Raw genomic sequence first — 14788 nt, 5'->3', positions numbered from 1 at the left:
AGGAGAAACCAAAGTTTCAGATGTACCCCTACTCCCCCAGACCCGCCATCCGTTCGGCCTGGTCTTCGGCGATCAGCGCGTCGACCATCTCGCCCAGCCCGCCGCCTTCCAATATTTCGGGCAGCTTGTGCAGCGTCAGGTTGATGCGGTGGTCGGTCACGCGGCCTTGCGGGAAATTATAGGTTCGGATGCGTTCGGAACGGTCGCCGGAACCGACCATCGCCTTGCGCGCCTCGGCCTCGGCCCCTTGCGCCTCTTCGCGCTCCTTTTCGTACATCCGCGCGCGCAGCACCTGCATCGCCTGTTCCTTGTTCTTGTGCTGGCTGCGCCCGTCTTGACAGGTGACCACAATCCCGGTCGGCAAGTGGGTGATCCGCACGGCGGAGTCGGTTGTGTTCACATGCTGGCCGCCTGCCCCCGATGCACGGTAGACGTCGATTTTCAGATCGCGCGCCTCGATATGCACATCGACCTCGGTCGGTTCGGGCAGCACCGCCACGGTCGCCGCGCTGGTGTGGATGCGCCCGCCCGATTCAGTGACCGGCACACGCTGCACCCGGTGGACGCCGCTTTCGAATTTCAGCTTGGCAAACACGCCATTGCCCTTGATCGAGGCCACGACTTCCTTGAACCCACCGACATCAGAGGCGCTGATCGATATCGGTTCGATTTTCCAGCCCTGCCCTGCGGCATAGCGTTCATACATGCGGTACAAGTCCCCTGCGAACAAGGCCGCCTCATCCCCGCCGGTTCCGGCACGAATTTCGAGCATCGCAGGGCGTTCATCGGCTGCGTCTTTCGGTAGCAGCGAAATGGCCAGCGCCGTTTCGGCCTCGAACAATTGCTGGGTCACATCCTCCAGCTCTTCAACCGCCATGTCGTGCAAGTCCGGGTCAGAAGAATCCTTGACCATATGCTGCAGCGTCTCGATTTCCCTTCGCAGACGCCGCACCGATTTTGCGGCCAAAGCCACAGGTTCCAGCTCGGAATATTCCTTGGACGCGGCCACAAAAGCCTCGCCCTCCATCTGCCCCGAAGCCATCCGCGCCTCAAGCTCGGCAAAACGCGATTCAATCAGCGCGATCCGTTGCGGGGAGATTTTCATAGAGCCAACCCCAAAACCCCAATATTGTCATTCCCGCACAGGCGGGGATCCATGGGCTGATACCTCCACACTCGAGACAATTTTGGTTCGCACAAAGACACTAAGACACGAAGCAACTTCTTTGTGCCTTCGTGTCTTTGTGCGAACCCTAATTCCGACAGATAATGCCATGGATTCCCGCCTTCGCGGGAAGGACAAAGGAAGGGATTCACGCAAAGGTGCGAAGACACAGAAATTTCTGTCACTTGTCGAGCTTCAACGTGCCGCCGCCATGCGACACAACTCTCCAGTCAGTCGGCGAAACACCAAACACATCACGCAGGTAAAACTTGAGCGCAACATTCAGTCGTCCTGTCGTTTTGTAGCGGTCCAGAACGTTTCTTTTGACTCCAAAAGCAAAACTGCCATCCGCATTTTCGTTTAGAGTCAGAATGTAATCTGTTCCTAGCTTCTTTGCGCGATCGAACCTCTTTTTTGGGTTTCCCTCGGAGATTATTCCACAGGGCATCCCTTCTTTTCTAATCCGCTTTTCCATTTGCTTAGCAACCGAGAAAAGCTTGTCACTGTCAATTTCAACGACAATGGAGGCTGTCCTAAGTGGTTTGCCAACGCCATTTAGCAACATCGCCAACCGCTCGATCCCGGCCGCCCAACCGACAGCGGGCGTTGCGAGTCCACCTAAATTCTCGATTAGACCATCATAACGCCCGCCGCCGAGTACAGTGCCCTGTGCGCCTAACCGGTCGGTGACAAATTCAAAGGCCGTGTGGCGGTAATAGTCGAGGCCGCGGACAAGCGCTGCATTGCGGGTCCAAGCCACACCCGCTGCATCCAGCCCGGCGGTCACCGCTGCAAAGAAGTCGCTGGCTTCGGCCGACAGAAAATCGTCGATCTTGGGGGCCGCATAGGCGACGCCGCGATCATCGGGGTCTTTGCTGTCCAAAATGCGCAAGGGGTTCTTTTCCAACCGGGCAAGGCTGTCTTCGGACAGGACGTCGCGATGATCATTGAAATAGCTGACCAGCGCCGCGCGCCACGCATCGCGGCTTTGTGTGTCGCCCAGCGTGTTCAGTTGCAAGGTAACGCCGTCATCAATGCCCAATTCCTTGAGCAACTGGTCCGCCATGACCAGCAATTCGACATCGGCGGCAGGCTCCGCCGCGCCGATGATTTCCGCATCAATCTGGTGAAATTGGCGATAGCGGCCCTTTTGCGGGCGTTCATAGCGGAACAGCGGCCCATGCACTGACAACTTCATCGGCGCATATTGCTGCCAGCCATTGGTCAGATAGGCGCGCGCGATGCCTGCGGTAAATTCGGGCCGCAACGTGATGGAATCCCCGCCGCGATCTTCGAAACTGTACATTTCCTTGGAAACAACGTCCGTCGCCTCGCCCAGACTGCGTGAAAAAACGGCGGTCGGCTCGATCACCGGCAATTGCAGGCCCTTGAACCCGTAAAGCCGCCGCACCCGTTCAAAGGTCGCCACGACATGCGCGAAGCGTTCTTCGGTTTCACCGAACATATCCTGGGTGCCACGGACGGGCTGCGGGGTCTGTATCTTTGCCATCGGCAAGCGCCCTAGCGCCAATTGCGGGAGAGGGGAATAGTGCTTTGGTTTCTGCTAAGGTTGGGGACAGTCCCCAAGGGGACAGTCCCCGTATGCCGTCCACGGGGACAGGCCCCAACGGTTAGCAATCCCCCTCCCGCTTGCGGGAGGGAGCAAGAAGGCCGAATTCTCTCTCCGCCGACACAAACCCGTCACCCTGAACTTGTTTCAGGGTCCATTTATCAGCCCGCTCCTGTTCCGTAGTGGCAAGCCATCGCGTGACGCGCGGTTGCGTTCTGTTTCAGGCTGCGGTGGCTGCTGCACGATGGACCCTGAACCAAGTTCAGGGTGACGTTGGGTATGACAGAAGCGGTTTGGGACAGGTCCCAACGGTTAGCAATCCCCCTCCCGCAGGCGGGAGGGGTTAGGGGAGGGGGCGGGCCGCAGGTCCGCCTTGCGACCTCGCCGAAACACCCTCCCCCAGCCCCTCCCGCAAGCGGGAGGGGAGCAAGTAGGCCGAAATCCCCCTCGCGCCACCCTGAACCTCCCCCGCACCGCCACCCTGAACTTGGTTCAGGGTGACGGGTAAGTAGGATTCAACGGGAAGGGAATGAAGGTTCCGGATGAAGTCTACCTCCTCCGCGCTCTCCGCGAACTCCGCGTGAACCTAATTAGAGTTGTGTTTTTGGTTCACGCGGAGAGCGCGGAGTTCGCGGAGAGAGTAGAATTGGTCGAGTCAATAAAAGTACCAATCCCCCTCCCGCCCGCGGGAGGGGTTAGGGGAGGGGGCGGGCCGTAGGTCCGCCTTGTGGGCCTCGCCGAAACACCCTCCCCCAGCCCCTCCCGCAAGCGGGAGGGGAGAAGGAGGGCAGAAGTCCCCCTCCCGCCCGCGGGAGGGGGGATGGTGCACGATTACCCTCACATTCCACTGGACGTCCGCAAACACATTCGGCAAAACTCATGTTTATGAATTCACGCACATTTACGCGCGCACTTGCCGCACTCGCCCTTTCTTCCAGCCTTGCATCTGCAGCCCTTGCCCAGAAAAGCGCACCGCAGCCGGTGCCGATTATTGACCGGGTGCCCGAACCGGAAGACCGTCCCCTGCCCGCCCCGATGGTGCTTGAGGTGGATGCGACCGATGTTGCGCGCGCCATTTTCCGCGTGAAGCAGACCATCCCGGTCGAGCCGGGCAAGCCGCTGACGCTCCTTTACCCCCAATGGTTGCCGGGAAAGCATGGCCCGCGCGGCGCGCTGGCCGAAATGACGGGCCTCAAAGTTCGCGCAGGGGGACAGCTCCTCAACTGGACGCGCGATCCGGTTGAAGTCTACGCCTTCCATGTCGATACCCCTGCCGGAACGAAATCGGTCGATGTCGAATTCCAGTTCACCTCCCCCGTGCGCGACAGCGAGGGGCGCATTGTGGTCACGCCTGCAATGATGAATGTGCAATGGGAACAGGTATCGCTCTATCCCGCAGGTCACTTCACGCGCGCTATCGAGGTGAAACCTTCGATCACCCTTCCGTCCGGCTGGACCGGCGTTGCGGCCCTCGACGGCGGCAAGGTAACGGGCAACCGTATCGACTATGCCCCGACCAGCTATGAAACATTGGTGGATAGCCCGATGTTTGCCGGACCCCATTATCGCAAATGGGATCTGGGCAATAAAGTAACGCTGAATGTGTGGGCCGATGAAGCCAAATTTCTGGAAGCCAAACCCGAACATATTGCCGCGCACAAGGCGTTGGTCGACGAGGCTGTAATCCTGTTCGGGTCCAAACATTTTGACCGCTATGAATTTCTGCTCGCACTGACCGACGAATTGGGTGGCATCGGGCTAGAACATCATCGCAGTTCGGAAAATAGCCGCGATACCGACTATTTCACCAACTGGGCGGAAAATGGATCCGAACGCGGGCTGTTGCCGCATGAACTGACGCATAGCTGGAACGGCAAATTCCGCCGTCCGGCGGACATGTGGACACCCAATTATTCGACCCCGATGCGCGACAATCTGCTGTGGGTTTATGAAGGGCAGACCAGCTATTGGGATCTTGTCCTGGCCGCCCGTTCGGGCTTGCAGAGCAAAGAAATGGTGCTGGGCGAATGGGCGCGACAAGCGGGCTATTATGCCGAACAGCCGGGCCGCGACTGGCGTTCGGTTGAAGACACCACGCATGATCCGATTTTCGGTGCCCGCAAAGCCAAACCCTTTTCAAGCCAGGCGCGCGGCGAAGATTATTATAATGAAGGCTCGCTGGTCTGGCTCGCCGCCGACATGACCATCCGCGAATTGTCCAAAGGCACCAAATCGCTTGATGATTTTGCCAAGGCCTTTTTCGGCGTGCGCGATGCCGATTGGGGGGTGCTGACCTATGATTTCGACGAAGTCGTCCGCACATTGAACGCTGTCCAGCCTTATGATTGGGCGACATTTCTGGACACAAAATTACGCAAACCCGGGCAGCCTGCGCCGCTTACCGGTGTTGAAAAGGGCGGGTATCGGCTCATCTGGAAAGAAGAGCCCAATGTCTATGACAAGGAACGGATGAAGGATGGCGGCAGCGCAGATCTTACCCATTCGCTCGGCCTGACGCTGGACAAGGAAGGCAAGGTCACTTCGGTCATGTGGAATGGCCCGGCGTTCAAGGCGGATATCGTCAATGGCGCGAAGATTCTGGCCGTGGGCGGATTGGGCTTTACCAAAGACCGGCTTACCGAAGCGGTCACAGCGGCCAAGGATGGCAAGACGCCGATCCGGCTAATCATCGAACGCAACAAACGATTTGAACAAATAGACATCGCCTATTCCGGCGGTTTGCGCTATCCGCACCTCGAATCTGTGGGCAAAGGTGAAACGGCGATAGATCGTTTGCTGGCTCCGCGGAGGACCACCAAATAACCTAGGAAAGCATTCTCCCATGCGTATCGATATGATCCCTACCGGCGAAAACCCGCCCGAAAATATCAACGTTGTCATTGAAGTTCCTATCGGCGGTGAGCCGGTGAAGTATGAATTCGACAAGGCATCCGGTGCCTTGTTCGTGGATCGTATTTTGCACACACCGATGCGGTATCCCGCAAATTACGGATTTATCCCCCACACCTTATCCCCCGACGGCGACCCGTTGGATGCGCTGGTTATCGCCCGTTCACCCTTCATGCCGGGATGTGTTGTGCGCTGCCGTCCGATCGCGGTGTTGAATTTGGAAGACGAACATGGCGGCGATGAAAAGCTGTTATGCGTACCGATTGATGCGACATTCCCATATTATCGCAAAATTACCGAAAGCGATGATTTGCCGGAAATCGTCATGCAGCAGATTGAACATTTCTTCACCCATTACAAAGATCTGGAGCCTGAGAAATGGGTGCGGGTCGGCAAATGGGGCGATGCTGATGAAGCGCGTCGTGTGCTTTTGGAAGCGATCCAGCGCGAACAGGACAACAAGAAATGATGCGATGCGCCGGTCCAATTCTGGTCGTCATGATGCTGTCGGCATGTGCCACGCCTGAAACGCGGGTTCGGACGGCATTGATGAATGCCGGACTTTCCAAGCCCGTGGCATCCTGCATGGCCGACCGGATGGTGGACCGGCTCTCGCTGATACAGCTCAACAAGCTGTCCGGCCTTAAAAAGCTGCGCGACAAGGATGTCCGCAAGCTTTCGGTGGACGAATTTCTGAAACGCACGCGGTCGCTTCAGGACCCGGAGATTCTCGGGGTCGTCAGCTCGTCCGGCCTGATCTGCGCCGTTAAGGCTTAGGTCGCCATCCTAAGCAAAAAATTTCGCCAGTACCGACAACCAGCCGCCATCCGCCTTGGGCGGGGCGGGCGGGGTGAAGTCGGCACATTCCAGACAACGGGCCTGCACGCCTTTCACACCGGTCAGCATATCAAGATCGGCGACCATGCGCTGCACAAATAACTGCTGCTGCCACGCGGCTTGGGCAAAGATATCCATCGGCGCGGCAACGCTCGCCCGTTTGGGCATCAACCCGCCGAGCAGGGCGCCGGCAAAGCTGGGTTGCGGTTCGATGTAGACGGCATGCCAGCCATCGGCCTTTAATCCGGCGCGCTTGGCTGCTTCGGCAAACGCATCATCCATGCCGCCATAGCGGTCCACGAGACCGATCTGACGCGCGGTGCCACCCGCCCAGACGCGACCTTGCGCGATCGCATCCACTTGTTCTGGCGTCTTTTTGCGGGCGGTCGCAACCCGGGTGATGAATTCGCGGTAGCCATTTTCGATGGCGCTTTGCGCGACACGGTCAAATTCGGGGCTGAAACCACCCAACACGTCAGGCTCCCCCGACAGGGCCGTTGTTTTCACACCATCGGCGTTGACCCCGATCTTGGCCAAACCGGCCTGCGCGCTGGGGATGACGCCGAATATGCCGATGGAGCCGGTAATGGTCGACGGCTCTGCAAAGATAACATCGGCGGGCAAGGATACCCAATAGCCGCCGCTGGCCGCCAGATTGGCCATGGAGACGATGACCGGAATTTTCTTCGCCTTGGCCGACGCAATAGCCAGCCTTATCTTTTCCGACGCGGTCACCGATCCGCCGGGGGAATCGACGCGAACGACAAGGGCTTTCAGGTCCTTATTATCAAGCGCATCATATATCAGGCCGCTGATCGTATCGCCTGCCGCCGTGCCCGGCCCAGCCTCGCCATCGACAATGGTCCCGGCGATGGTCACAACGCCAATCTGTTGCCCGGCGCTCGATGGACCATAGCTGGCCAGCAATGCATCCATCGGGACGGCGGCGAACCCGCCGGTCGTGTTTTTATGGTCTGCGCCCACTTTCGTCGCGACAAATTTACCAAAAGCAATGCGGTCGCCCAATGTGTCGACCAATTTGTTGGACAAGGCCAGTTGCGACAGATTGCCTTTCGCGCCCTCGACCGCGCCCGCTGGATCACGGAGCATCTGTGCGATTTGCGCCTGCGGACGGGCTTTGGCGACATCCGCATTCCACTGGCCCCAGATCTCGTCATAGACCGCTTTGATCGCTAGCTTCGATTCCGGCGACTGGTCGGATCGCATATAGGGTTCAACCGCGCTCTTATAGGTCCCGACGCGATAGATATTGGCCTTGATACCCAATTGGTCGAGCAGGCCCTTATAATAGGGTTGCGACCCGCCGGGACCGGTCAACATCGCGCCGCCAAGCGGATCCACCCAGATTTGGGTGGCATGGGCGGCCAGTTGGTAACTGTCATCGCTATAGGCGGTCGCAAAGGCATAGACCGGCTTGCCCGCCTTTTTTACGGCGTCAAGGCTATCGCCAATCGCCGAAAGGCTGGCCTGCCCGCCGCCCATGAAGCGGTCCATATCCAGCACCACGGCCTTGATACGCTTGTCATTTGCGGCAATTTTCAGCGAGCGGATGATATCGCGCTGCCGGATTTCGCCAACCGGGGCGGCGGTCGATGTCAGCGCGGTGATCGGGTCAATCTCCGCAGGTTGTTCGGACACAACACCGTCAAGTTTCAGCCAGAGCGCGCCTTCGCGTACCATCCCTGGGTTCGGGCTGGCGCTAAGCGCGGCGAACAGCAGTGCGAAAAACAACAAAAGGAGCAAAAGCACCATCAAGTCTTTCAAACCGACGATGATTTTCCAGCTGATCCGCAAAAATGTCATAAATTACCCTTTGTTACGCCAGGCTGATGTAGGCATTTTGCACCGGATTTCCAGCACCGTTTCGACCAACGACTGCGGAAGCACAGAAAAGGGCCGCCGGATTTGCGCCAGCGGCCCTTAAACATGGGTCAGCGGTCGGATGTGCCGCTGCCGGAAGTTGCTTTCATGCCGTGACCGGCATCGCTGATAGGATCAGCGGCCGATCTCCCGAACGGAATTGCCCGACCTCTTAACTGAACCATGAGACATCGGATCACCTCCTTTCGTTGAATGGAAATTGCTTGCATCAAACATATATCTGCCCTCCGCGACTCGATAAGTGAATCAAACAAAGTTTGGAAACAAGTCTTGTAATATATTTTTTTTCCGGCAAATATTGAGGTTCTGCTTTGAAGCGTCTTAGGGTCAGGACCTAGGCTCGGCAATCTTCAGCGATACGTGCGATTTCGGCCCAGGACGGAATGGCGATTGCCTTCTGCCCCTCTACCTCCAGCGCAATGCGACCGCGGCTGAACGCCATGGCGTCCAATATCGGGTCGCCCGGCATGATTTCTGCGGCCAGATAGGGCGGCGTAGCACCGGTGGGGCTGGCCGCAAATTCCTTCATCATGGAGCTGGAACGGATCACCATTTTGGCGGGTGGACCGGCAGCTGCACGGGCGAGATAGACACGCCCGCGCGCCCTGTCACAGCGCAGGGTTATAATGGCATTCTGCCCAACTGGTCCAAAAAGCGCCACCGATCCGCGATCATCCCGGCGGTACACCCAGTCGCCGGCCTCAACCGGCCAATCGGGCCAGTCCCCGGCGTGGCGTGCTGACTGAACTTCTGTGACGACCGGCGCAAGCTTTACCACAGGTGCAGACGGGGGCGCAGGCGGCAGGGGCGATGCACAGCCAGACAGCGCAAGCAATCCGGCAAATAGGGGATGATAGGGTTTCATGACGACTGCTTATGGCCAAAAGCATTGCATTGAGCTAGCGCCCTGCGCCATGGCGACGAAAAAAATACGCTTGGATCAGCTTATCGTGGACCGCAATCTTGCGGACAGCAGAACGCGCGCTCAGGCATTGGTGATGGCAGGACTGGTCTTCATCGGCGATGTAAAGGCGCAAAAGCCCGGGCAGCAGGTTGCCGAAGATGCCCCGTTACAGGTGAAGGGCAGCGACCACCCATGGGTTTCGCGCGGCGGCATCAAGCTTGCCCATGCCCTTGAAGAATTTGCCATCGATGTCACCGATGTGATCGCCATGGACGTCGGATCATCGACCGGCGGCTTTACCGATGTGCTGCTGACCAACGGTGCAGCGCGTGTTTACGCCGTGGATAGCGGCACGAACCAGCTCGCGTGGAAATTGCGGCAGGACGAGCGCGTCATCGTGCATGAGCAGACAAGCGCCCGGATTTTGACCGAATGCCATATTCCCGAACCCATCGATATCATCGTGTGTGACGCCAGTTTCATCAGCCTCGCCAAGGTATTGGAAACCCCGCTGACCTTCGCCAGAACCGGCGCGCAGATCATCGCCCTGATCAAACCGCAATTCGAGGCCGGGCGCGGCGAAGTCGGAAAAGGCGGCGTTGTTCGCGACGAAACGATACACGCGCGCGTGTGCGACGAAGTCCAAATGTGGTTGGTCGAAAAAAACTGGACTGTACGCGGTCTGACAACCAGCCCGATTACAGGGCCACAAGGCAATGTCGAATTTCTAATCTGGGCACAGAAAAACTGAAGCCCGTCCTTTTCGGGGAGCACAAAATGAAAATATCTGTTTCACTTGCGGCGTCTGCTGCCTTGCTGGCCTTGTCGCCGGTCAACGCCACATTGGCCGCACCGGCAAAAAGCGCCGCGAGCGAGGTACCGTCGCAATTGCCCCGCAATGCAGCCCCGCTGCACTATAGCATTACAGTCACGCCCGACGCGGAAAAGCTCAGCTTTGACGGCAATGTCCTTATCGAATTCCTGTTGAAGACCCCCAGCGACAGCATCACGCTCAACGCGGCGGACATCGACTTTCGCCGTGTAACCGTCGCCAAGGGCCGCGCGGCAGCGATGCCTGCCACCGCCAAGGTCAACGCAGCGGCACAAACGGCCACGATCAGCTTCGGCAAGAAGCTCGCCGCCGGTCGCTATACGCTGAACATCGACTATTCGGGCAAGATCCTGCAACAGGCAAACGGCCTGTTCGCGCTGGATTACAAAAACCCGCAAGGCGTTGAAAAACGCGCGCTATTCACCCAGTTCGAGGCCCCCGATGCCCGCCGTTTCGTGCCGAGCTGGGATGAGCCGAACTATAAGGCAACCTTTGACCTGACTGCGACAGTTCCTGCCGACCAAATGGCGGTCAGCAATATGCCCGTCGCCGCCCGTCGCGACATCGGCAATGGTTTGGCCGAAGTGCGTTTCGGCACATCGCCCAAAATGTCGACCTATCTGCTGTTTTTCGGATCGGGCGAATTTGACCGGATCACCAAACAGGTAGGACCCACCGAAGTCGGCGTGATTGTCGGCAAGGGCAACGGCCCGAAAGGCCAATATGCACTCGACGCATCGGCCAAGCTGGTCGCCTATTATAACGACTATTTCGGCACCCCCTACCCGCTGCCCAAATTGGACAATGTCGCTGGGCCGGGACAAAGCCAGTTTTTCAGCGCGATGGAAAATTGGGGCGCGATCTTCACCTTTGAACGGGTGCTGTTGAATGACCCCAAAATCACCAGCGCCCGCACGCGCCAGGGAATTTTCTCCACCGACGCGCATGAAATCGCCCACCAATGGTTCGGCAATCTGGTCACCATGGCATGGTGGGACGATCTGTGGCTGAATGAAGGTTTTGCAAGCTGGATGGAAAGCAAGGCAACCGCCCATTTCAATCCCGACTGGCAGAGTGAACTGGACCGCGTCAATGGCCGCGAAGGTGCCATGGGCCTCGACGCCTATGTGACCACCCATCCGGTGATCCAGAAAATCTCCACCGTTGAACAGACCAGTCAGGCGTTCGATACGATCACCTACCAAAAGGGTGAAGCCGTCATCACCATGCTGGAGGCCTTTGCCGGTGAGACGATCTGGCGCGACGGCCTGCGCGCCTACATGAAGAAGCACGCCTATGCCAACACCCGCACGGACGATCTGTGGAACGCGGTGGAAGCCGCCGGCGCCAAGGGGCTGGTCAAAATCGCGCATGATTTCACCAAACAGCCGGGCGTGCCCTTGCTTGAAGTGAAGTCGTCAAAATGCGTTAATGGTTCGACCCTGTTGACCCTGACCCAGAGCGAGTTTTCGCGGGACCGCAAGGCCGAAACATCGGCAAAGCCACAACGATGGAACGTGCCGGTGATCGCGCAGGTCATCGGGCAAGCGCCCAGCAAGACGGTCATTTCAAACGGCAACGGCACGCTACAACTCCCAGGATGCGGCGCTTTTATCGTGAATGCCGGACAAAGCGGCTATTACCGTGTGCTCTACCAACCCGATATGATGGCGGCCTTGCAGAAGGATTTCGCGAAGCTTCCCGTAATCGACCAGTTGGGATTGCTGAACGACGGCCAAAGCCTCGCCTTCAACGAATATCAGCCGGTACGCATGGCGCTGAATCTGATGGATGCGGTGCCATCCGATACCAGCCAGCGGGTGACCGAGGATATTGTGTCCACCTACAGCTATCTGTACGGCTTGTATGAGAAGGACCCTGCACGCCAAGCCAAGCTCGCGAAGCTGGCCAGCAACCGTTTTGGTCCCGCGCTTGCCAAGCTAGGTTATAAGCAGAGCCCGTCCGACAGCACGTTGGATGCCAATCTACGCAGCGCGCTGATCAGCACCCTCGGTTATATGGGCGATCCAGCGGTCGTGGCCGAAGCCAAGCGGCTTTTCGCCGAACTGGAAACCGACCCGGCAGCACTGGATGGCCCCCTGCGTACAACATGGCTCGGCGTGATCGCGCAAAATGCCAATCAAGCCGACTGGGACAAGATGCGTAAGCTGGGCCAGACGGCGGAAAACTTTCTTGTACGATCCAGCATGTACCGCTTGCTGGGCTCGGCCCGCGACACGGCGCTTGCAAAGCAGGCGCTGGCGCTCGCGCTGACCAAGGAACCCGGCCCCACGCTGAGCGCCTCGATTATCAATGGCGTATCGGGCGACCATCCCGATCTGGCCGTCGATTTCGCGCTGGCGAACCGGGAGGCGGTGGAGGCTCTGGTCGATGTGTCGTCCAAGTCGGAATTCATTCCCGGCCTTGGCAATGGCTCCAGCGACCCGGCGATGGTTGGCAAACTGGAAGCATATGCCAAAGCCTATCTGTCACCTGAATCGCGCAAACCGGTCGATCAGTCGATTGCCGCAATCCAGACCCGCATCAAGTCGCAACCGCGGATCCGGACCGAAACATCGGCTTGGCTGGATGAAAAAGCGGGGCAGTGATCAATTTGCGGGGACAGTGCCTGAAGGGACTGTTCCCTCAGTTTTGACGCTTCCTCATAGGACCCGTCACCCTGAACTTGGTTCAGGGTCCATTTGCCAGCCCATTCCTGCCCTGTTGTGACAAGCCATAGCGTGACACGCGGTTGCGCTTTCCTTCAGGCTGAGTTGGCCACTGCACGATGGACCCTGGAACGCAGTCACCGAAGGTGAACCAAGTTCAGGGTGACAAAATTGGATATTGGTTACAGCGTAAAGCAACGGCGCGCGAAGTTCAAAACCAACCCTACGCCGCTACCCTCAATCCTTATACATCCCATTCACCCGCGCCGTATAACGTTCGCGGATGACGTGGCGGCGGATTTTCATGCTCGGGGTCATTTCGCCATTTTCGATGGTAAAAGGTTCGTCGGTCAGCTCAAACTGGCGGACCTTTTCCGTCACCGACAAATCCGCATTCACCCGGTCAACGGCGGCACGTAGCGCCGAGCGATATTGCGGATTGTCGTTGAGGTCGGCAAAATCACATTTGATATCCTGCGCCCGGCACCAATCCAGCGTCCATTCGGGATCGGGAACGATCAGGCCGACAATATAAGGCCGCTTGTCGCCCGACACCATCGCCTGCAGGATTTCGGGTTGCAGCGTCAGCATCCCTTCCACCTTTTGCGGCGCGATATTGTCGCCCTTGTCATTGACGATCAGGTCTTTCTTGCGGTCTGTAATCGCAATCCGGCCCTTGTCGTCAATATGGCCGATATCGCCCGTGTGCAGCCAACCGTCGAAAATGACGCGATCGGTCTCGGTCTTGTTGCGCCAATATCCGCGCATGACCAGCGGCCCGCGCACAAGGATCTCACCATCTTCGGCAATCTTGACCTCGGTGTTTTTAAGCGGAGGTCCGACGGTATCCATTTTCAAACCGACGCTGGGCCGGTTGCAACTTATCACGGGTCCGGCCTCTGTCTGGCCATAGCCTTGCAGCAGGGTGATGCCCAGCGACTGGAAGAACACGCCGATATCGGGGTTGAGCGGCGCGCCGCCCGACACCATGGCCTTCATCCGTCCGCCAAAGCGGGCCTGGATCTTGGGCTTGATTGTCCGCGACAACAGCACGCGCATCGGTGCGTCGCGCAGGCGTTTGTTGCCCTTATAATCGCGCTCGCCAATGGTCAGCGCCTTGTCGAGCAGATAATTGGGGAACTTGCCCTGCTTTTCGACCGCCTTGATCATCCGCTGGCGCAGCACCTCGAACAGGCGCGGGACAACGATCATAATCGTAGGCCGGGTTTCTTCGATATTGGAGGCGAGCTTTTCCAGCCCTTCCGAATAGTAAATCTGCGCGCCAACACCGATCGGCAGAAATTGCCCGCCCGAATGTTCATAGGCATGGCTAAGCGGCAGGAAGGAGAGGAAGACCTCTTCCTCATCCAGACCGAAATCTTCGCGCAGGACCGTCGCCGCACCGTCGGCATTGTGCAGGATTGCGCCATGCTGCTGCATCACCCCACGCGGCGCACCGCCGGTGCCACTGGTGTAGATGATACACGCCAGATCGTCGCGGGTGACGGTTGCCATCGCCGCTTCCGTGGCGCGCACGTCGGCGTCGGTACCATTGACCATGTCGTGCCAGTTGTGGATCGACAACTGGCCTTGCTGTGTTGATTGCAGCGGTTCCATGGCGATGATGAATTCGGCTTCGGACGAGCGGATCGCCGCGGGTAACAATGTTTTTGCCAGCTTGGCGGTGGAAATAATGACGGCCCGCGACGCGCTGTTATCCAATATATGTTGATGATCGCGTTCGGTGTTGGTGATGTAGGTCGGAACTGTGACACAGCCTGCGGCCATGATGCCGAGATCGGCAATGCACCATTCGGGCCGGTTTTCCGACACCAGCATGACGCGGTCGCCCTTTTGCAAGCCAAGCTGGCGGAGCGCTTTGGCGAAACCGGCCACCTGTCGGGCGGTTTCGGCCCAGCTTAGCGATTGCCAGTCGCTGTCTTTCTTTGCCCAAAGGAACGGCGCATCGCCCCGGTAGCGGGCGCGTGCGAGAAACATC

Annotated in this window: 10 protein-coding genes; 5 read left to right on the top strand and 5 right to left on the bottom strand. The window is 58.3% G+C overall.

Features of this window, described 5'->3' with window-relative positions; translation table 11 throughout:
• Positions 1 to 28 precede the first annotated feature (28 nt).
• Positions 29 to 1105, bottom strand: coding sequence for a peptide chain release factor 1 (gene prfA / locus EUU23_RS00485; protein WP_160352192.1), 1077 nt, complete (start codon positions 1103 to 1105; stop codon positions 29 to 31).
• A 241-nt stretch (positions 1106 to 1346) separates the two neighbouring features.
• On the bottom strand, positions 1347 to 2675 hold the full coding sequence (gene hisS, locus EUU23_RS00480) for a histidine--tRNA ligase (RefSeq protein ID WP_160352191.1): 1329 nt from the start codon (positions 2673 to 2675) through the stop codon (positions 1347 to 1349).
• A gap of 939 nt (positions 2676 to 3614) precedes the next feature.
• Between hisS and EUU23_RS00475 the strand changes: the two genes are divergently transcribed.
• Genes EUU23_RS00475 through EUU23_RS00465 form a run of 3 tightly spaced genes read left to right on the top strand, consistent with a single transcriptional unit; the run spans position 3615 to position 6422 of the window.
• Positions 3615 to 5558, top strand: a complete 1944-nt coding sequence (locus EUU23_RS00475; protein ID WP_343032662.1) for a M61 family metallopeptidase — start codon at positions 3615 to 3617, stop codon at positions 5556 to 5558.
• Between the two features lie 19 nt (positions 5559 to 5577).
• The gene (ppa, locus tag EUU23_RS00470; RefSeq protein WP_160352190.1) at positions 5578 to 6114 is read left to right on the top strand and encodes an inorganic diphosphatase; all 537 of its coding nucleotides are present in this window, start codon (positions 5578 to 5580) and stop codon (positions 6112 to 6114) included.
• On the top strand, positions 6111 to 6422 hold the full coding sequence (locus tag EUU23_RS00465; RefSeq protein WP_160352189.1) for a hypothetical protein: 312 nt from the start codon (positions 6111 to 6113) through the stop codon (positions 6420 to 6422). Before ppa ends, EUU23_RS00465 begins: the two co-directional genes overlap by 4 nt.
• 9 nt (positions 6423 to 6431) lie before the next feature.
• Here the strand turns inward: EUU23_RS00465 and sppA are convergent, their stop codons facing one another.
• Together sppA and EUU23_RS00455 are read right to left on the bottom strand one after the other, a co-directional pair.
• Entirely contained in the window at positions 6432 to 8306 is a 1875-nt protein-coding gene (gene sppA, locus EUU23_RS00460; protein WP_160352188.1) for a signal peptide peptidase SppA, read from the bottom strand.
• Between the two features lie 412 nt (positions 8307 to 8718).
• Complete coding sequence (locus EUU23_RS00455) at positions 8719 to 9249, bottom strand: hypothetical protein (RefSeq protein WP_160352187.1); 531 nt, start codon at positions 9247 to 9249, stop codon at positions 8719 to 8721.
• 49 nt (positions 9250 to 9298) lie between these two features.
• Here EUU23_RS00455 and EUU23_RS00450 point away from each other — a divergent pair, with 49 nt between their 5' ends.
• Together EUU23_RS00450 and EUU23_RS00445 are read left to right on the top strand one after the other, a co-directional pair.
• Positions 9299 to 10039: a TlyA family RNA methyltransferase gene (locus EUU23_RS00450; protein ID WP_160352186.1), complete on the top strand. Its 741-nt coding sequence runs from the start codon at positions 9299 to 9301 to the stop codon at positions 10037 to 10039.
• Between the two features lie 26 nt (positions 10040 to 10065).
• Positions 10066 to 12729: a M1 family metallopeptidase gene (locus tag EUU23_RS00445; RefSeq protein WP_160352185.1), complete on the top strand. Its 2664-nt coding sequence runs from the start codon at positions 10066 to 10068 to the stop codon at positions 12727 to 12729.
• A gap of 297 nt (positions 12730 to 13026) precedes the next feature.
• On the opposite strand, the gene EUU23_RS00440 is transcribed toward EUU23_RS00445, so the two are convergent.
• Positions 13027 to 14787, bottom strand: a complete 1761-nt coding sequence (locus tag EUU23_RS00440; protein ID WP_160353457.1) for an AMP-dependent synthetase/ligase — start codon at positions 14785 to 14787, stop codon at positions 13027 to 13029.
• Position 14788: the final 1 nt, after the last annotated feature.

Source organism: Sphingorhabdus profundilacus (assembly GCF_009769755.1).
In the GTDB taxonomy this organism is placed as follows: Bacteria; Pseudomonadota; Alphaproteobacteria; order Sphingomonadales; family Sphingomonadaceae; genus Sphingorhabdus_B; species Sphingorhabdus_B profundilacus.
This window is presented reverse-complemented; position numbering and strand designations above follow the sequence as displayed.